The 18476-nt window shown below is 46.1% G+C and carries 16 protein-coding genes; 4 read left to right on the forward strand and 12 right to left on the reverse strand.

From position 1 onward, the window contains the following. Positions 1-19: 19 nt before the first annotated feature. Complete coding sequence (locus BN6465_RS14855; protein ID WP_066736657.1) at positions 20-514, reverse strand: DUF4358 domain-containing protein; 495 nt, start codon at positions 512-514, stop codon at positions 20-22. Then, the gene (locus BN6465_RS14860) at positions 511-1293 is read right to left on the reverse strand and encodes a GDSL-type esterase/lipase family protein (RefSeq protein ID WP_082891736.1); all 783 of its coding nucleotides are present in this window, start codon (positions 1291-1293) and stop codon (positions 511-513) included. Before BN6465_RS14860 ends, BN6465_RS14855 begins: the two co-directional genes overlap by 4 nt. A 137-nt stretch (positions 1294-1430) precedes the next feature. Between BN6465_RS14860 and BN6465_RS14865 the strand changes: the two genes are divergently transcribed. After that, positions 1431-1931 (forward strand): DUF5721 family protein, encoded by a 501-nt coding sequence (locus BN6465_RS14865; protein ID WP_066736662.1) that lies wholly within the window; start codon positions 1431-1433, stop codon positions 1929-1931. A gap of 107 nt (positions 1932-2038) precedes the next feature. Here BN6465_RS14865 and htpG read toward each other — a convergent pair whose 3' ends face one another. The 3 genes from htpG to BN6465_RS14880 form a co-directional block, all read right to left on the reverse strand. Then, entirely contained in the window at positions 2039-4123 is a 2085-nt protein-coding gene (gene htpG / locus BN6465_RS14870; RefSeq protein ID WP_066736664.1) for a molecular chaperone HtpG, read from the reverse strand. A gap of 154 nt (positions 4124-4277) precedes the next feature. Next, on the reverse strand, positions 4278-7988 hold the full coding sequence (locus BN6465_RS14875) for an ABC transporter permease (RefSeq protein ID WP_066736666.1): 3711 nt from the start codon (positions 7986-7988) through the stop codon (positions 4278-4280). Positions 7989-7995: 7 nt separating this feature from the next. Then, positions 7996-8700, reverse strand: coding sequence for an ABC transporter ATP-binding protein (locus BN6465_RS14880; protein WP_066736668.1), 705 nt, complete (start codon positions 8698-8700; stop codon positions 7996-7998). Between the two features lie 137 nt (positions 8701-8837). Between BN6465_RS14880 and BN6465_RS14885 the strand changes: the two genes are divergently transcribed. From BN6465_RS14885 to BN6465_RS14895, 3 genes are all read left to right on the forward strand, one after another. After that, complete coding sequence (locus tag BN6465_RS14885; RefSeq protein ID WP_066736670.1) at positions 8838-9335, forward strand: GNAT family N-acetyltransferase; 498 nt, start codon at positions 8838-8840, stop codon at positions 9333-9335. Positions 9336-10043: 708 nt separating this feature from the next. Beyond that, positions 10044-10508, forward strand: a complete 465-nt coding sequence (locus tag BN6465_RS14890; protein WP_066736672.1) for a helix-turn-helix domain-containing protein — start codon at positions 10044-10046, stop codon at positions 10506-10508. 41 nt (positions 10509-10549) lie between these two features. Continuing rightward, positions 10550-11482, forward strand: a complete 933-nt coding sequence (locus tag BN6465_RS14895) for an alpha/beta hydrolase (protein WP_066736674.1) — start codon at positions 10550-10552, stop codon at positions 11480-11482. A gap of 18 nt (positions 11483-11500) precedes the next feature. On the opposite strand, the gene BN6465_RS14900 is transcribed toward BN6465_RS14895, so the two are convergent. The 7 genes from BN6465_RS14900 to aspS form a co-directional block, all read right to left on the reverse strand. Continuing rightward, complete coding sequence (locus BN6465_RS14900; RefSeq protein ID WP_066736676.1) at positions 11501-11980, reverse strand: hypothetical protein; 480 nt, start codon at positions 11978-11980, stop codon at positions 11501-11503. Positions 11981-12021: 41 nt separating this feature from the next. Further along, positions 12022-12375, reverse strand: a complete 354-nt coding sequence (locus BN6465_RS14905) for a hypothetical protein (protein ID WP_066736678.1) — start codon at positions 12373-12375, stop codon at positions 12022-12024. A 380-nt stretch (positions 12376-12755) separates the two neighbouring features. After that, positions 12756-14186 (reverse strand): Asp-tRNA(Asn)/Glu-tRNA(Gln) amidotransferase subunit GatB, encoded by a 1431-nt coding sequence (gatB, locus tag BN6465_RS14910; RefSeq protein ID WP_066736680.1) that lies wholly within the window; start codon positions 14184-14186, stop codon positions 12756-12758. Further along, the gene (gene gatA, locus BN6465_RS14915) at positions 14170-15684 is read right to left on the reverse strand and encodes an Asp-tRNA(Asn)/Glu-tRNA(Gln) amidotransferase subunit GatA (protein WP_082891737.1); all 1515 of its coding nucleotides are present in this window, start codon (positions 15682-15684) and stop codon (positions 14170-14172) included. Before gatA ends, gatB begins: the two co-directional genes overlap by 17 nt. Before the next feature lie 12 nt (positions 15685-15696). Beyond that, positions 15697-15990 (reverse strand): Asp-tRNA(Asn)/Glu-tRNA(Gln) amidotransferase subunit GatC, encoded by a 294-nt coding sequence (gatC, locus tag BN6465_RS14920; RefSeq protein WP_066736682.1) that lies wholly within the window; start codon positions 15988-15990, stop codon positions 15697-15699. 18 nt (positions 15991-16008) lie between these two features. Next, a complete protein-coding gene (locus BN6465_RS14925) occupies positions 16009-17031 on the reverse strand; it encodes a hypothetical protein (protein WP_066736683.1) in 1023 nt (340 codons plus the stop codon). Positions 17032-17070: 39 nt separating this feature from the next. Further along, positions 17071-18399 carry an aspartate--tRNA(Asn) ligase gene (gene aspS / locus BN6465_RS14930; RefSeq protein ID WP_066736685.1) on the reverse strand — a complete coding sequence of 443 codons (1329 nt, stop codon included), beginning with the start codon at positions 18397-18399 and terminating at the stop codon, positions 17071-17073. Positions 18400-18476: the final 77 nt, after the last annotated feature.

Here is an 18476-nt window from a genome sequence, read left to right on the forward strand (position 1 = left end):
TTCTCCTTCATCCTATGTGCTACAAACTTTTTGTAAATGCTTTTTCAAACTTCTGTGCATTGGGTGAAACAACAAAAAATACGTAATTTCCTCTTATTTTCCAGACGGCGCTTTTTAAAAGCTTCACCTGTCCGGCTCCATAGCCTTCGAAATTATTTATCTGTATATCCAGCCTCTCTTTGACTGCATCTTCCACCATTCGGACATCCGCCTCCGATTTGGCCTTTACGAGCAGAAGCTCTTCCACTCCCATGGTCTGATTCGTATAGTACAGCATCACATCCTCAAAATCCTTGGCGTTCAGCTTATAGTAACGCTTCAGCTCCCGTTCTGAACCCTTTGTCATACCGCTGATATCCGCCGCTTCCCGCACCGCCTGAGACACCTCTTTGAAAGAAGCGCTGCTTCCGCCTTTATAGGCCAGCAGAATACCTATATACAGAACCAGCACCGCCAAAATAACATATCTTATGATATTCAAAATATCTCTATTCTTTTTTCGTCTCTGCGTCATAGGCCTGCCACCTCCGCCATATGTCCGCCCCATTCAGGATAGAAATCCGCTTTCATATGCTCACCGTCCGGCTCGTAGTACTCCTCCTTCACCAGATCAGTGTTATCAATATACAGGAGCTCTTCCTCCTCACACAAGGCTTTCAATGTATCGTTGTAGCCGCTGATGCCAGCATACTCCGGCCGCTCGTCGATGGCCTTCTGCTGTACGGGCAGAATACTGTTGATACATATCTTCGCGTCCGGAAGACGCTCCCGCAGTCCGGCGATTACAGCTCTATACTGTTCTTTGAACAGCGCGGTGTCCCCCTCTGTAGCCGTAATGTCATTCAGCCCCAACGCCAGAAAGACCGTGGCCGGATTCAATCCCGCCGCAGTATCCAGCAGCCCGTCCAGCTCCGTCAGCTCAACTCCCACCTCTGCCACGACAGAGGACGCATTCAATATCTCATAATCTACGAATCCCGTAGTAATAGAATCTCCTATGATGACCGCACTGGCAAACTTTTCCGACAGCGGCCGGCTGGCATACGCTTCATCCGCCTGCCGCTCCTGCTCTTCCAAAGCCGCAATCGCCGCCTCCGCGTCCGTGATGTCCCGGCCTTCCAGCTCCTTGATTTTCGCGATTCCTTTTTTCGTATCCACATTGCCCACCGCCATCTGTGATAATGCAATACAGATTATAACTGTAACCACTATGATGACCGCGGCAATTCTAAGAAGCATCTTTTTACGCTTCACATCTTCCAGACGTTCTTTATCCGTAATCTGTCGTTTCATTCTTTATCCTCTTTGTTATCGGAAGTATACCTCATTTTACTGTTTTCCCAGTGAAAAGTCAAATCTTAGGGGTGCATTGCTCATCTGCGTATGTTATACTTAAATTTATAACAATTCTTACCATTCAGGAGGTTTCCATGCTGATATTTTCACTTGATACTAAAAAATGTATGAATAAGCTTCTTCTCCAATCCACCTTTGATTCTTTCTTATTTATAGAAGGCGAAATCACCACATTCAACACATTTCATATAGACGGCCGTCTGAAAAAGGAATTCTTCCGGCAGGATGAAGAAGCATCCGCCTCCGTCATGGAACGCGAATATTCCCTCTGGAAGGATGTCCGGGAATACTGTTTTTCTCTCATCAAGGGACGGCGCACACCGCTTGGCTTCAAGCTTGTATTTTCTCTCTCTGCCCCTAATATCGAACGGCTTCTTGCACAGGAGGATATCCCCTTCACACTTTCCGATGTACAGGGCCTGTACCTGAATTTCAAATACAACGGCACCGTCCTCACCTGTACTACCGGAACCTCCATGCATACCTTCACCATGGATAAGTCACTGGAGCAGGCTTGGGACAAAATGGTACAAAAATTCCTCACAAAGCATGAGATTCCTTATGAGGGGATTTAGTTTTGAAAGAGGGACGAAAGAAATGCGCAATAGTCAGAAATAGAAAAAAGGCCCTTCCCGTCACTGGAAGGGCCTTTTTCTATTTTGTCCCTCTTATAATTTATTATTTAGTTTTCAGATGTCAAGAGCAGCATTATCTTGTTGCTGCGGTTTACAAAGGCTGTCATCTCTTCAGAGCTGAGCGGCTTATGTGCCAGAACAGCCAAATCGTATAGCTGGTGGCAGATAAGGTCTGTGTTGTCCCCTTCTTTGTGGGCCGCTAAATACTGTACCAGCGGATGGTTCGCATTGAGTGTCAATGTGAAATCTGTACCGAACATGGACGGATCCATACCTGCCATTCCGTACATCTTCATCATTTCCTGCATACGGCGTGACTGCTCAGATAAGGTAATCATGGCCGCCACACTATCGTCTTTCATCTTTTCCACTTTGACGTCGAGTTTGTCGTTAGAGAGGATTTTGCGGAAAGTCTCTGTCAAGCTTTCTTTCTTCTTCTCGAATTCTTCTTTCTCTTCCTCGGTCACTTCTTCTTTGAAGTCATCCGTTAAATCGGCATCGATTCTCTGGAAGGCCACCTTTTCATTCCTCTGCTCGAGCTGGGTGATAAATGGTGAATCTATATTATGGGATAGGATAACCGCATCCTTTCCTTCCTTTTTAAACAGATTAATATACTGGCTCTGCTGCTGTTCATCTGTGACATAGTAGATGGTGGTCTTCTTCGGCTCAGTTTCCGCCTCTTCTGCCGTGGTATCCTCTCCCTTGGCTTCCTCTGTCTCCGCCGGTGCGTCCTCTTCTTCGCTTCCACCGTTTACTTCTATACATTCTTTCAAGGTCAGATACTTGTGGTCCAGATTCTTAAAGAGGATGTAGTCGCTCATCTTATCGCAGAACTTCTCATCCTTCAAACATCCGAATTTGATGAACGGACTGATATCATCCCAGTACTTTTCATAGTTCTCTTTGTCAGTCTTGCACATACCGGACAGTTTGTCCGCAACTTTCTTTGAAATATACTCGGCAATCTTCTGCACAAATCCATCATTCTGAAGCGCACTTCTTGACACGTTGAGCGGAAGGTCCGGGCAGTCGATGACGCCCTTCAGTACCATCAGGAATTCGGGAATCACTTCTTTAATATTGTCTGCTATGAACACCTGATTATTGTAGAGCTTGATCGTACCCTCAATGGAGTCGTATTCCGTATTGATTTTCGGGAAATAAAGAATTCCCTTCAAGTTGAACGGATAATCCATGTTCAGGTGAATCCAGAACAGCGGCTCTTTGTAATCTAAAAATACTTTGCGGTAAAATTCGATGTAATCTTCTTTTGTACATTCATTCGGGTGCTTTGACCAGAGTGGATGAATGTCGCTTATGGAAACAGGCCGCTTTACAATTTTGACCTTTTCCTTGGCAGGAGAAACTTCCACCATCTCCTTCTCGCCGTTTTCATTTTCCTTTTCTTCCATCTTCGCTTCTTCGTGGATATGTTCAACTACTTCGTCCGTATCCAGAAGTTCGCTCTCTTCAATCGTCTCATATTCTGTCTCTGCGTTTGCTTTGGATAGGAAGATTTCTACCGGCATGAAAGAGCAGTACTTCTCCAGCACCTCACGTACACGGTATTCATTGGCAAACTGTACACTCTCTTCGTTCAGGAACAAGGTAATCTCTGTACCTACCGTATCTTTGCTTCCGTCCTGCATCTCGTACACTGTGCCGCCCTCGCATGTCCAGTGAACCGGCTCCGCCCCTTCCCGGTAGGAGAGGGTGTCAATGTGTACCTCGTCCGCGACCATGAACGCAGAGTAGAAGCCCAGACCAAAATGTCCAATCATATCGTCTTCGGTTGTCTTGTCCTTATATTTCTCCAAGAACTGGGTCGCTCCGGAAAACGCGATCTGTGTGATGTATTCTTCCACCTCGTCGGCGGTCATGCCGATTCCGTTATCGATGAACTTTAATGTTTTTTCTTCCGGGTTGACAATCACCTGAATCTTAGCCTTGTAGTCGTCCGGCATAGAATACTCTCCCATCATGTCCAGCTTTTTCAGCTTTGTGATGGCGTCACATCCGTTGGAAATCATCTCACGCACAAAAATGTCGTGGTCGGAATACACCCACTTCTTGATAATCGGGAAAATATTCTCACTGCTGATAGAAAGACTGCCTTGTTTTGTAGCCATATATAATCACTCCTTATATTAATTTATGTTCTTTTATTTGCCTATCCATTATCTTAATACCCGCTTTTTTAATTGTCAATAGAAAATTAGCACTCTTTTGACAAGAGTGCTAATAATTCTGTGAAAAATATTAACTTTTTATAAACAGGTCTGGTTACTCCACGCTCTTCAAGGACTCAACCATGTCAATACGCCTGAGCTTAAAGAACATTACCCAGTTGACAAAGAGTGAGAATCCCACGGTGAAAAGCAGGCTGTATACATAGCTTGGCCAGTGGATGTCGCGCCCGAACATGGCTTCATTTACTTCTACCGTCACAACTACGAACTGCAGGAGAATCTTGCCCAGTCCCATTCCGGCCAGCGCCCCGATCAGTGTGAGCAGAATATTCTCCCGGTAAACGTAGGACGCGACTTCTATATCATAAAAGCCCAGCACTTTAATAGTCGCAAGTTCTCTCTTTCTCTCAGTTATATTGATATTATTCAAATTATAGAGAACAACGAATGCCAGCATTCCGGCGGAAATAATCAACACCACGATCACAAGATTCAGGCTTCGGAGCATATCATCCATCCGCTCTTCCAGACTACTTGTATAGCTTACATTCAGCACATTATCATAATTGAGCAGATGTTCTCCCACATCCTCCGTCCGGTTCTCCTGACCTTCCTTCATCATATAGAGAAGACTGTTGTCGCGGGCCGGCGCTCCGAACAGCTCTTCGTATAATTCCGGCGTTATGTATAGATAATGTCCGATATAATTTTCGCAGACAGCGCCGATTGTTACTTCCCGTTCTCCCCGGTCCTCATCTTTGATAGTAATCTTGTCTCCGGCCTTCACGTCCAAAAGCTGTGACATCTTCTCCGTCAGAATCACCTGATCCTTCTCCAAAGAATACACGTCATCGCTTGTTCTGCTTCCAAAGTTTACAAGCTTTTCGAATTCTTCCACATTCTGAGGGACGGTCAGATACAGGCTCTCCTCCGCCTTATCCGACTTCGCCTTAATCTTCTGCATCCTCGCCTGTGTATACTTGGAAACAGCATTCTGATTTTTCATGTAGCTGAGGATTTCCTCCCGCTCCTCACCGGTGATCGCGTCGTCAAAATAGACTGACGCATCGTAGAACTGTATCTTTTCGTACTGTATCTCCACAATCTCAAAAATACAGTCTTTCAGTCCGAAGCCTACCAGCATAAGCGCCATACATCCTCCGATTCCAAAAACAGTCATAAAAAACCGCTTTTTATACCGGATAAGATTACGAATGGATGACTTCCAGATAAAGCTCAGCCGCTTCCAAACCGGCTTCACACGCTCCAGAAGAATCCGTTTCCCCTGCTTCGGGGAGGGCGGCCTCATCAATTCTGCGGGCTGGGACGCCAGCTCTTTATAACAGGAAAGTACCGTTGCCAGAAGTGTGCAGAGCACCGCCAGCGCCGTGGCCTGTACCGCGTATTCCAAATGGTAGGGAACCAGAATATCCGGTATATGCTGGTACATAATCTTATATGCGTAAATGATAATGAACGGAAATACCTTCTCCCCCACAAGCACTCCGAAGACACTTCCGCCAAAGGTAGCTAAAAGTGCGTAGTAGATATATTTCTTGGCAATCAAAAGCTTGCTGTAACCGAGCGCCTTCATTGTGCCGATCTGCACCCTCTGCTCCTCCACCATTCTTGTCATGGTCGTGAGGCTTATCAGCGCCGCCACCAAGAAAAACAGCACCGGGAACACTCTCCCTATGGAGCGCATCCTGTCTGCATTTTCACCATATCCCTTGTATTCTTCCAGCGCGTCCTCCCGGTTCTGTACATACCACTTGGGATTCTCTATCTTCTCTATCTCCGCCTTGGCATCCGCGATATCCTGCTTTGCCTCCGTAAGCTTCGCCTCGCCGTCTGCAATCTGCTCCTCACCGTCCGCAATCTGGGCTGCGGCATCAATGACAGCCTGCTCATATTCCGAGCGTCCGTCCTGCAGCTCCTGCTCTCCGGACGCCAGTTGATTCTTCCCGTCTTCCAACGTCTGCTCTTTTCCCCGCACCGTCGCCCACGCCGCATCGATCTGCCGCTGTCCGTCGTCGATCTGTGCTTTAGCCCGCGCAAGCTGGTTCTTTGCCTCCACAAGCTGGCTCTTGCCATCCGCGATCTGCTGTCCTGCTGCCAACAGCTCCTGCTCCTTAGCCAACAGACCTTCCTCTGTTTTCAACAGTTCCTGCTCATTGTTGAGAATCTCTTGATATTGCGTATCCAGCTTCGCCTTTGTAGCCTCCAGCTCCTTCTTTTGGTCCAGAAACTCCTCCGACTTTAAATAAGCGTCCAATTCAGCCTGTGTGGCAAACCCGGCCGCCTGCATCTGGACGGTCAGCTCGCCCTGCTTCGCTTCAAGCCCCGCTTTCGTGTCCTCCAGCCCCTTCTTTGTGGCTTTCAGATTTTCCCAATCCACAAGAAACTGCTTCTCTTCCTCCGTCCGCTCTGCTTCCGGGATGAGAGAAATCCGCTCATACTCAGGTTTCTTTTCTAAGAGGGATTGTTCGGCCGCCCCGATAGCATTGGCCACATCCGTAATTCCCTTTTCCACCTCAATAAGACCGCTGTTCAGCGACTCCAATTGTGTAATCTGTGTCAGCCCTTCCTCAATGGGCGCAAGATACTGTTCTATCGTCTGCTTCCCTTGCGCAATTTCTTCCTTCCTTTTTGCTATTTCCTCCTTGCCGGAAATAATCAATGGCATATACTGGGCATAATTAGCCAAATACTCACTCTCGGCATTATCCAAATTGGTTTCGTTCTTCTTCACCTCCGCCAGACCGCTCTCGTAGTCCTTCCGTCCGCTGTCCAACGTGCTTTGCTGTGCCGCAAGCTGCTTCTTTCCCTCCGCCAGCTGGGCCTCACCGTCCTCAATCTGCTGTCTTGACGAGGCAAGCTGGGCTTCGCCGTCCTCCAGCTTCTTCCGTGCCGCCTGCAATTCTTTGGCAGCCGTACTCTTGGCATCCTCCAGCTCCTGCCTTGCATCCTCCAGCTTTCCGGACTCTTCCGCCAGTGTCTCCTCGGCATCTGTCACTTCCTCGCTGGCTTCATCCACAATATTCTGTCTGCGGATACTGCATTGCTGCTCTTTGATATCCTCAAGCGCGGCCACGGCTGCATCCGACAGCTCGTTGAACTTATCCGTATACGCGATTTCACGGCCCGCGTCCTCCACCCGGACATAGGCTTCTGTGAATACATCCATATCGAAGGACTCCTTGCTCACCACGACAAAACCGCTCACTTCGCCGTTTCCTATAGTGCTGTTCCCGCGCCCGAAGGAAATATAAAGGGGGCTGTTGCCGAATCCTACTATGGTAAACGTATCGGTGACAAGACTCTCCTTCAAGTCTTCACCATTTCCTGAGCGGAATGTAATCTTATCACCAATCTTATAATCTCCATAACCAAGAAAGTCCTCGTCAATCAGACATTCCCCCGCTTTTTCCGGAAGCCTGCCTTCACTGACCTGTACTTTATTAAAAGATTTCTCCATAGAAATCATGTGTACTACTTTTTCCGCATCCTCCACCGGGCACAATACATCCTTACTGTAGCTTCCTTCTACCTGCTCGATTCCGTCCACAGCCTGTATCGCGCGGATATCATCCTCCGTAAGTCCCATAGTTCCCATCACTTTAATATCCATCAGCTTCAGCTTATCAAAGTAAGAATCACCCGACAGCCTCATGCTGGGCTCGGAAGAACGGATTCCCGAATAGAAAGCTACGCCCAGAGCGACAATAAAAAAGATAGAGACAAAACGCCCCAGCGTCTTACGGATTTCCATATAAAAATCTTTCCGCAGCATATTTTTCTTCATCACATCACTACCATTCTATTGTTTCTACCGGAACCGGCTCTTTATTTTCAGTCATCTTTGAAACTTTTCCGTTCTTCATCTTGATAACCCGGTCGGCCATAGGCGCAATCGCCGAGTTATGAGTAATTAAAATCACTGTCATCCCCTGCTTCCGGCATGTGTCCTGCAGAAGCTTTAAAATGGCCTTGCCCGTATTATAGTCCAATGCGCCAGTAGGCTCGTCACAGAGCAGCAGCTTTGGATTCTTCGCGAGCGCTCTGGCGATAGACACCCTCTGCTGCTCCCCGCCGGAAAGCTGTGCCGGGAAGTTGTCAAATCTTTCCCCCAGCCCTACATCGGTGAGTACAGCCTCTGCATCCAAAGGATTCTTACATATTTGAAGCGCCAATTCTACATTTTCCAGAGCCGTCAGATTGGGAATCAGGTTATAGAACTGAAACACAAAACCGATATCATCTCTCCGGTAAGAAGTCAGCTGTCTTGCATTGTATTTCGCCACATCCGAACCGTCAATCCACACTTCTCCGCTGGTGGCCGTATCCATTCCTCCCAAAATGTTGAGAACTGTTGTCTTTCCTGCGCCGCTGGGCCCTACTACGACCGCAAACTCTCCCTTTTTTATCACAAAATCAATTCCGTCCGCGGCGGCGATATCTATCTCCCCCATATGATAAATCTTCCGCACGTCCCTAAGCTCTACAAATTCACCCATATCTAAACCTCTCTATTAGAATATCGTTAATTCTGTCTCTTGTTTCTCAAAACTATATCTTCTATAATAAATATCTGTATAGTTATATATTAACATAATAACATATGGTTAAAAGAAAACAAGAGAGGGATGAAAATATGGAAAATTTTAAAGTTGTTCCTGCGGCAACAGACAGCGCAGTCGGTGAAATAGCATCTCTGGCCGAGGTCATATGGCATGAGCATTTTACACCCATTATCGGTGAAGCGCAGGTCAGATATATGGTAGATAAATTCCAGTCTTTTCCGGCGCTAAAAGAACAGATAGCCGGGGGCTATGAGTATTTCCAAATCTTCAACAATGATATCTTTTCCGGATATATCGGAATACACGAGGAAAACAATGAATTGTTCCTGAGCAAACTATATCTGGCAAAGGAAAGCCGAGGCCAGCATCTCGCCACCAAAGCCTTCGACTTTCTCAAAAATCTATGCCGTGAGCGGGGGCTCGAGAAAATCTGGCTCACCTGCAATAAATATAATACCCATACTCTGGATGTATATCATCATCTCGGCCTGTCGACAACACGCACACAGGTCGCTGATATCGGAGAAGGCTACGTCATGGATGACTATATCCTTGAATATGAGATATAAAACAAAATACATAGAATTCCCACCTAAATCCTCAGTCTTTTGTTTATTTTGATTTTTGATTGTGTTTTTGCACAAAATCATTATTCATTTTTTGTGTATTTTGTCTTTTTTGCGAATTTACGAATCACTGGCACCATGGTATTATAATATCAACTTGAAGATAACTTACTAGATTACATAACACTTATATAACACGTTATCTTCTATCCATAGTGAGGCTGACATCTTAGTTTTAACATTATAATAATACGGCAGTCATTTTACATCCTAGTCTTATACATCTTTGCGGCTGCCCCTCGCTTATCGGATTTTTAATTATGACGTTTTCAGTATTTTGATACTTTTTATTTTCATTTCTCCTTTAATGAAATTATTAGAAAAAACAGCTTACAACATTTCCCCCGATTATATGTTGTAAGCTGTTTTTTCTATGTCTTGAGGAATGGAGAGGCAAAACTGATGGGAAAACAGAGGTGACGGGAACCAAGAAACGGCAAGCTTCCGCACACGGCACGTTTTTCAAAAAAGAAAATATCGACAATTGCATGTTTTAATAATTAGAAAAAGATAGAAAATTTACATACGAGTGTTATAATGTGTATATGGCACAAGTTGGAAGGCTGATTCTACCTAAATTCTCTAGATGGGGGCTGTTATTTTATAGAAAGAAAGGTTATTCTTCCATTATAATCGATGGAGGTGAAAAAAATGAACCAATTAACTACGGGAAAATTCATTGCAGTAAAAAGGAAAGAAAGGAATATGACGCAGGAACAGTTGGCGGAAAAGCTTGGTGTTTCTAATAAAACTGTTTCAAAATGGGAAACGGGCAAGTGTATGCCTGATTACAGTGTCGTGAAAAACTTGTGTGAAGAATTAGAAATCTCTGTCGCCGAACTGTTGGACGGTGAGAAGGCAGAGGAAAAAAGTGTCCGTTTATATGATGAAGAACAAATTATAGATTTGTTAAGGCGGACTCACGAACTAGAAAAACAAAAAAATCTGCTATATGGCATTCTGTTGATAATAATGGGCATTGCTTTGCTCTCACTCTCGTATATGATTGACGGCTCCGGTATAAAGGACTTCTTTTCTGGGCTGCTGCTAGGTTTATCAATCGGCGAAATGTTGATTGGTGTCTATATAATCGGCAGGAATATCGTAAGCCGGTAAATTCAACTTTTATAGATAATAAAGAAAGGGCCTGCCTATTAATGAAATACAAAAATCTAATCAATCCCGAATTAAGACAAGCGGCAAGAAAGGTACCGTATAATAAGACAGTTATAAAGTGTGCCAATATCTATCAGACTATATCCTTTCACTTTACAAAGGTTCCTGAGGAAATTAATAATAGACCGATTATTATTGAGGGATATAACGGACTAAAATTAAAAGTGGAAATATTTGAGCCGTCAAATATAAAAGAAAAACTTCCTTGTTTAATCTATATACATGGAGGCGCCTTCAGCTATAAGGCTTCATCCCACCACAAAAAGCTTGCGTGCGTCTATGCGGTGAAAGCAAAATGCAGGGTCTATTTCCCAGATTATCATTTGACACCTAAATATCCTTATCCAGCCGCATATAATGATGTTCTGTCATTATATAAATACATTATGGAAAATTCAGAAGAATTGGGAATTGACACTGAAAAGATTGGCTTGGCCGGAGATAGTGCCGGCGCGTTGCTGGCCGCGTCAATTTGTAATAATTATGAACAGGAAGATTTAAAACGGCCATGTATTCAAATGCTTGTATACCCTGTAACTGATGTGGCGATGCGGACGGACTCCATGAAAAAGTTTTCAGATACCCCAGTATGGAATTCCAAAAACAACAAACGGATGTGGTTATATTATTGTAAGAATTTAAACGCCGAAGAGACTTATAATGTTTCTCCGATGTACAGCCGCCTGCCTCAAATCATTCCGGATACATATATAGAAACTGCAGAATATGACTGTTTACATGATGAAGGCATTATATATGGAGAAAAACTGCGTGAAGCAGGGGCAAATGTAGAAATAAATGAAACAAGAGGAACCTTTCATGGATATGATTCCTCCTTAAATACGAAAATAGCAATTCGTAATATTGAAAAACGCATTTTATTTTTGAAAAAGGGATATACTTTCAATCGCTGACAAGGGTGGGCGGTTCTGTTACTTTATGCTTTTATTCAGATTTTTATAATGTTCCAGATGGATTCCAATGTGTCCGATTCCTAGAACAAGCACGGCAATCAGCATCCAGACCACCTTTCCGTATATTCCTAGTAAAAGGAATGCCATCACAGGTAATGTTGCCCCCGCAAGTGGAATACACATAATACCGGTATAAAAATCTTTCAGTTTCCGTTCACTGCGAAAGTATCTTATCCACCAAATCTCATATAAAATCATCAGAGCGATTGCTGCGGCTAACCACCATGTCCATACCGTTAAACCGTGAAAATTAAAATCCGAAAATATTAACGAACAGCAGCAGACCAGCACTTCACCAACCCGCTCAAACAAAGCTAAAACCTTATTTTCCCCATCAGCAGAATAACCCTCCGGCATTTTCTTTGTCCAAATAATGTTCGGTATAAATAACATAAGCAAAAAAACAAGTCCAATATACGAAAAACCAAAATGTCCCATATCGCCACCTCCATCAAAAAGAGCCAGAAAACAAGCCGTTTTTAGTAAATACGTCCCCCAAGCAATTTATCGTGGGGAGATATCAGGCAACGATTAAGCTCTTTCTCATATCTTTCATAAAGTACTTTCAAAGCTTTTCCATAATTCTCCTTTGTGTCAAATTCCCAAACAAGAGCATACTTTACGCATTTTACGATCTTAGTGAGTTTGTGAGGCGGAAGTCCCTCCCTAATCTGCGCATAGTCAATATTGTATTCCCTTTTGACATATTTCAAATCCAAAAGTCCTGTCTGTTCCTTTTGAGTGGCAACAACCTCATTAAGCAAGTTTTCAAATTCTTCAACCTTTGTTGGCTTTACCTGATATATTGCAATCTCAATAAAACTATTATCCATTCAACTTTCTCCAATCCCTATGTTTGATAAAAATTATATCAAGAATCCAGCCCCCATTCAACCCCGCAGAACAACGTACAACACACAATATCGAGTCATCCCTTAACTGCGATGTCCTTACCTCTGGAACATTCTTCAACACACAATGTCGAGGATTTCCGTCTTGAATAGTATAAGAAAAACAGGGAAAGATTTCCGTACACGGCGTTAAGTGGAGAGTCCCCGATACACTGTCCGAAGTTCTTGAATCGTCGAGAATGGAGTCCCCTTGGACAATATTCTCGAGGATTCTAGTAATTCGTGACCGGGATTGGGGAATCGGGAACGTGCCGTGGTAGGAAAACTTTCCCTGTTTTTCGTATCCTAGTCTAGAAATCCCCCTACATACACTGCTTCAGCATCTCGTTGACCATCGCTGGATCTGCTTTTCCTTTCATTGCTTTCATGGTCTGCCCTACCAGCGAACCGAGTGCTTTTTCTTTGCCGCCTTTGTAGTCAGCCACTGCCTGCGGGTTGCCGGCAATCACTTTTTCTATGACCTCCCGGAGCGCCCCCTCGTCATTGACGGTCTTCAGTCCATGTTCTTCTACATATTGTTCTGGGTCGACGTCTTCAGCAAATACTTTTTCAAACACTTCTTTTGCCACAGAGCTGTTGATGATGCCCGCCTCTGTCAGATTTACCAATTTTGCAAGATTCTCCGGGGAAAAGGGGATATCCTCTGGTTCCCGGTTGTTTTCATTGAGGAGCCGCATCGTCTCACCCATGAGCCAGTTGGATACTTTTTTTGGCTGTCCGCATAGCTCGGCGGCCTGTTCAAATAAGTCTGCCATCTTTTTAGAGTTCGTGATAATCTCTGCATCGTAGCGGGGCAATTTATATTCTTCTTGATACCGGCTTATTTTCTCGGTCTGGAATTCCGGCTCTTTTGCCTTTACTTCCGCAATCCATTCATCACTTATGATAATCGGCGTCAGATCAGGCTCTGGAAAATACCGGTAGTCCTGTGCGTCTTCCTTGGAGCGCATGGGGTATGAGTATTCTTTATTGTCATCCCACCGCCTTGTCTCCTGAACAACCGGCTTCCCCTCTTCCAGAAGCTCTATTTGGCGCATCCGCTCTCCTTCAATAGCCCTGCTGATGGCCTTGAAGGAGTTGAGGTTCTTCATCTCTGTCCTCGTCCCGAATTCTGTGCTCCCTGCCTCCCTCACCGAGAGATTGACATCGGCTCTCATAGAACCCTCCTGCAGCTTACAGTCCGACACGCCGAGGTATTGAAGGATTGTTCTCAGTTTTTCCAAATAGGCGATGACCTCCTCGGCGGAGCGCATATCGGGTTCGGAGACTATTTCAATAAGGGGCACGCCGCTCCGGTTATAATCGACCAGCGAGCAGTCCTCCCACTCATCGTGTACCAGCTTCCCTGCGTCTTCTTCCATATGCATTTCGTGAATACGCACTTTTTTCTTTTGTCTGTCCGTCTCAATTTCTACATAACCGTCTCTGGCAATCGGAAGATAGAGCTGGGATATCTGGTAGTTCTGTGGATTATCAGGATAGAAGTAATTCTTCCTGTCGAATTTACATCTCTGTGTAATCTTACAGTTTGTGGCAAGCCCTGCTGCCATAGCATATTCCACTACCTGCCTGTTCAAGACGGGAAGCGCTCCCGGCATCCCGGTGCAGACTGGACAGGTATGGGTATTCGCCTTCCCTCCAAACTCCGTACTGCAGGAGCAGAAAATTTTTGTCTTAGTTGCCAATTCCACGTGGACTTCCAGACCGATCACGGTCTCATACTGTTTCGACATCTTGTTTCCCTCCTTCTTCCTGCGTTTGGAATCTGCCTGAGCAGACCCCGGCCACATACCTTCTATTTGTCGCACATTCAAACGAATACGCTGCCCGAATCAATTTCTTTTCCGCAAAGCAGTTCGCGATCAACTGCATCCCAACCGGAAGCCCGCGGGAATCCTTCCCCACAGGAATACTGATTCCGGGAAGCCCCGCAAGGTTGACAGAAATTGTATAAATGTCGCTGAGGTACATTTTCATCGGGTCGCTCAAGCTGGCTCCAAGCTTCGGAGCCGTCGTGGGGGCCGCAGGGGCCAATATGATATCATACCGTTCAAATACCTTATCAAATTCTGCTTTTATCAACGCCTTTGTGCGGAGCGCCTTTAGGTAATACGCATCATAATAGCCGGAGCTTAACACAAATGAGCCCAGCATAATACGGCGCTTGACCTCTGCCCCGAAACCTTCGGCCCGTGTCGTTTTATACATGCCGTGGAGTTCCTCGTACCCCTGCGCCCGGTATCCATATTTGACACCGTCAAACCGCGCCAGATTGGAACTTGCCTCCGCGGAAGCGATGACATAATAGGCGGGAATCGCATATGGAACCAGCGCAAGATCAAATTCTTCCACAACGGCCCCCTGAGCCGCCAGTGTCCGGGCCGCCTCCATTATCCTCGCCTTTACTTCCTCGTCCAGCCCCTCTCCAAAGTATTCTTTCGGAATTCCAATTCTCATCCCCTTGATATCCGCCGTCAAAGCGCCAGTAAAATCCGTATCCTTCCTCTCCACGCAAGTGCTGTCCTTTTCATCGTGAGACGCGAGCGTCTGGAGCGCCGCCGCGCAATCCGCCACGTCTCTGGCAATCGGGCCGACTTGGTCCAAGGAAGAGCCGTAGGCTATCAGCCCATAGCGGGAGACCGTGCCATAGGTGGGCTTTATTCCCACCACTCCACAATAAGCGCTTGGCTGCCGGATAGAACCGCCGGTATCGGACCCGAGGGCTAATGGCGCTTCAAAAGCCGCCACGGCCGCACACGAGCCGCCGGACGAACCGCCCGGTACATGCTCTGTATTCCATGGATTCTTGGTAGGCCCGTACCAAGATGTCTCACTGGTACTTCCCATGGCAAATTCATCCATATTTGTCTTTCCAATGACCACTGCCCCGGCCCTCTCCAGATTTGCCACCGCCTCCGCGGTATAAGGCGGAATAAAGTCCGACAACATTTTGGAGGCACAGGTCGTCAGCAAATCCTTTGTACACAGATTATCCTTGACCGCCACCGGAACTCCTGCCAACGGCCCTGTAAGCATTCCTTGATCTATATGCCGCTGTACTTCTTCCGCTCTCTTTAACGCCCCTTCCCGGTCAACGGTCACGAAGCTATTTATCTCGGAATCCACGGCCTCAATCTGTGTCAGATATGCCTCCACCGCTTCCTTTACCGTTACCTCTTTTTGCCTGATTTTCCTGCCCAGTTCAACAGCCGTAAGACTTCTGATGTCCATTCTTTTCTCCTCCTATACAATGGTCTTCGGTACTTTGTAACTCTGCTCCTTCTGCTCAGGGGCATTGGCAAGCATCTCTTCATGCCTGTCGTCGTTTTTCACCACGTCCTCACGGAACACATTGGATATGGGAAACACATGGGACATAGGCACAATCCCTTCTGTGTCTAGTTCATTCAGCGTATCTATATAATCCAGCATTCTTTCCATATCCGCCTTCGCGCTCTCCTTTTCCGCCTCCGAAAGCTCCAGCTTTGCCAGAACTGCCACATAATCTATTGTCTCATCCGATATTTTGTTTGTCATTTCATCCTCCTTCAGTAGTTACATATCAGAATAAAATTTATCGTAATCTACCGACTCTATTATCTCACTTGGTGTAAGCGTTACCTTCATGCCAGTAATCGTCACCTCCACGCCGTCTGGCAGTACAACATTCTTAAAGGTGCGGGGAAATGTGGACTGGCTGTCTCCGATAAGCTTTCCCTCATAAGAATCATATCCGTCCATTGGAATATAATACTCAAAAATGCCGGAGCCCTCCTCGCAGTATACATCATACACTCCGGCCGGAATGTCCTTGCCGACTACAAACTGCTCTTCCAGTGTCCGGCTCTCCGTGTTAGGATTGGCGATGCCGCCAAGCTCCATCTGTGCATTCTCTGTCTCGAAACGCAGGGTCACATTATCTAAAATAGTCACAAGCGCCCCTTTGTAAATGCGGACATCATCCGCCTCTCTTATCTCCTCAATCTCAGAGTCACTTCCAAAACTATAGAACAGAGAAATATAATTCACTTCATCTTCAACGTTCAAACTCCCCGAGCCGCCTTCCAGCGCAACACGGTACACTCCCTCGGGAATGTGCACGCCGCATTTGTACAGCCCGGCGCCCAAGGTCACGGAATACGGTTCCCCGGTCTCGGGAATTTCTCTTGTAATGCCAAAATAGGGGTCCTGCTGCATGACTGGCTCAGATGACCATACTTCCTGCTCAGGTTCCTGAAACTGGGTTATCTTTTCCCCTATCCATGGAATTACGGCGCCGCCGATAGTTACAATAAATACCAGCACAGTAAGAATTTGTGCGGGAGTATTTTTCTTACTTTTATTGTCATATCCGGCCCTCTGTTTTTTCTTAGTCTCGGCTGCGCGTCTGGCATCCTCTGTCATTGTTTTTTCTGCGAGGGGGTCTTCCTTCTCATCGTGAACATGTGTCATCGGTTTTGTCTCGCAGGTGCTTTTCCCCCATGTGTAACTGTCGTCACTCTTAGAATTGTCCAGCCCACATTCTACACACACGTTATCTACTAGTTTACCTCCACATAATGAACATCTCTTTCCCATCTTTTGTCCTTCCTCCACTCAAGGGGACTGCCGTCAGCCTTATGGTTCCAGCCTGCTCAAATCTCTCGGAAACAGCGTTGTCTCTCTTACATTCTCTTCTCCCAAAAGCTGCATGGCCAGACGCTCCATCCCAATCCCCAGCCCGCCATGAGGCGGCATTCCATGTTTAAAAGTATCTAGGTACTGCTCCATACCTTCCTCTGACATTCCCCGCTTTTTTAACTTTTCTATCAGCATAGTATAATCATGTATACGCTGACCGCCTGTGGTCACCTCAAGCCCTCTGAAAAGCAGGTCAAAACTTAATGTAAATCTATCGTCCTCCGGATCATCCATCGCATAAAAGGGCCGCTTTTTAGACGGATAATGTGTGACGAACACAAAATCGGACTTCCATTCTTCTTTTGCGTACTGCCCGATCAGCAGTTCTTCCTCCGGTTCTAGGTCAAAAGGATTCTTAATCTTACGGCCATATTTGGCCGCCACCTTTTCTTTTATTTCATCGAACCGGACAGCCGGAATCCGATTGGTCTCCGGCAGGGACACCTCCAGTATCTGAAGCGGACTTTTGTAGTTCTCCCTAAGAAAATCCATTGCGAACTGCAGAAAGCCGGTTTCCATGGCCATCACATCCTCGAAGCCGTCGATATACCCCATCTCAAAATCAAGACTGGTATATTCGTTCAGATGACGTTTCGTATTGTGCTTTTCCGCCCGGAAGACCGGCCCCGTCTCGAACACTCTGTCGAAGACCCCGACCATCATCTGCTTGTAGAACTGGGGGCTCTGCGCCAGTACTGCCGGGCGGTGAAAATAGTCCAGCCGGAAAAGGTTGGAGCCTCCTTCCGCTCCCTTTGCCCCAATCTTGGGCGTATGAATCTCTGTAAAGCCCTGCTGATAGAGAAACTCGCGAAAGCCTCGCACCAGACCCTCCTGTATTTGAAATTTGGCTCTTTCCCTTACGTTGCGCAAGGAAACAGAGCGATAGTTAAGCTTTGCCTCCAGAGAAGTATTGAGCTTCCACTTGGATATGGCCAGTGGGAGGCTTGCCGCCGGCATGCTCAAAATCCGTATCGCCTCCATGCGTATCTCGATACCGCCCTTTGCCTTCTCCGACGCCTCCAGCCTTCCTGTTACTTCTACTGTAGCCGCTTCTCTGACATCTTTCAAGGCAAATCTCGCAGTTCCTTCTTCATACACACATTGAATCAGTCCTTCTCTTTTTCTCAGTATCACAAAGGCTACTGTTCCCATATCACGAACCGCATGTACCGCTCCATTTACTTTGACCGTGGAGCCTATTTTCTCTCCTGTCAGCTGACTCAGTTCCCATGTGTCTTTCTCTTTTAAACCTGATAAAAATTCCATGTGTCCAATCCTCCTGCTATTATGATTTCTCATTGCTGCCTTGTATTCCGATGGACCTTGATTTATCTTCATCAACG

The sequence above is a fragment of the Bariatricus massiliensis genome (assembly GCF_900086725.1).
In the GTDB taxonomy this organism is placed as follows: Bacteria; Bacillota; Clostridia; order Lachnospirales; family Lachnospiraceae; genus Allocoprococcus; species Allocoprococcus massiliensis.

Bases quoted from the DNA above. Each gene is read 5' to 3' on its own strand.
- BN6465_RS14855 (WP_066736657.1), bottom strand. From the start codon at position 514: ATGACGCAGAGACGAAAAAAGAATAGAGATATTTTGAATATCATAAGA.
- BN6465_RS14860 (WP_082891736.1), bottom strand. From the start codon at position 1,293: ATGAAACGACAGATTACGGATAAAGAACGTCTGGAAGATGTGAAGCGT.
- BN6465_RS14865 (WP_066736662.1), top strand. From the start codon at position 1,431: ATGCTGATATTTTCACTTGATACTAAAAAATGTATGAATAAGCTTCTT.
- htpG (WP_066736664.1), bottom strand. From the start codon at position 4,123: ATGGCTACAAAACAAGGCAGTCTTTCTATCAGCAGTGAGAATATTTTC.
- BN6465_RS14875 (WP_066736666.1), bottom strand. From the start codon at position 7,988: ATGAAGAAAAATATGCTGCGGAAAGATTTTTATATGGAAATCCGTAAG.
- BN6465_RS14880 (WP_066736668.1), bottom strand. From the start codon at position 8,700: ATGGGTGAATTTGTAGAGCTTAGGGACGTGCGGAAGATTTATCATATG.
- BN6465_RS14885 (WP_066736670.1), top strand. From the start codon at position 8,838: ATGGAAAATTTTAAAGTTGTTCCTGCGGCAACAGACAGCGCAGTCGGT.
- BN6465_RS14890 (WP_066736672.1), top strand. From the start codon at position 10,044: ATGAACCAATTAACTACGGGAAAATTCATTGCAGTAAAAAGGAAAGAA.
- BN6465_RS14895 (WP_066736674.1), top strand. From the start codon at position 10,550: ATGAAATACAAAAATCTAATCAATCCCGAATTAAGACAAGCGGCAAGA.
- BN6465_RS14900 (WP_066736676.1), bottom strand. From the start codon at position 11,980: ATGGGACATTTTGGTTTTTCGTATATTGGACTTGTTTTTTTGCTTATG.
- BN6465_RS14905 (WP_066736678.1), bottom strand. From the start codon at position 12,375: ATGGATAATAGTTTTATTGAGATTGCAATATATCAGGTAAAGCCAACA.
- gatB (WP_066736680.1), bottom strand. From the start codon at position 14,186: ATGTCGAAACAGTATGAGACCGTGATCGGTCTGGAAGTCCACGTGGAA.
- gatA (WP_082891737.1), bottom strand. From the start codon at position 15,684: ATGGACATCAGAAGTCTTACGGCTGTTGAACTGGGCAGGAAAATCAGG.
- gatC (WP_066736682.1), bottom strand. From the start codon at position 15,990: ATGACAAACAAAATATCGGATGAGACAATAGATTATGTGGCAGTTCTG.
- BN6465_RS14925 (WP_066736683.1), bottom strand. From the start codon at position 17,031: ATGGGAAAGAGATGTTCATTATGTGGAGGTAAACTAGTAGATAACGTG.
- aspS (WP_066736685.1), bottom strand. From the start codon at position 18,399: ATGGAATTTTTATCAGGTTTAAAAGAGAAAGACACATGGGAACTGAGT.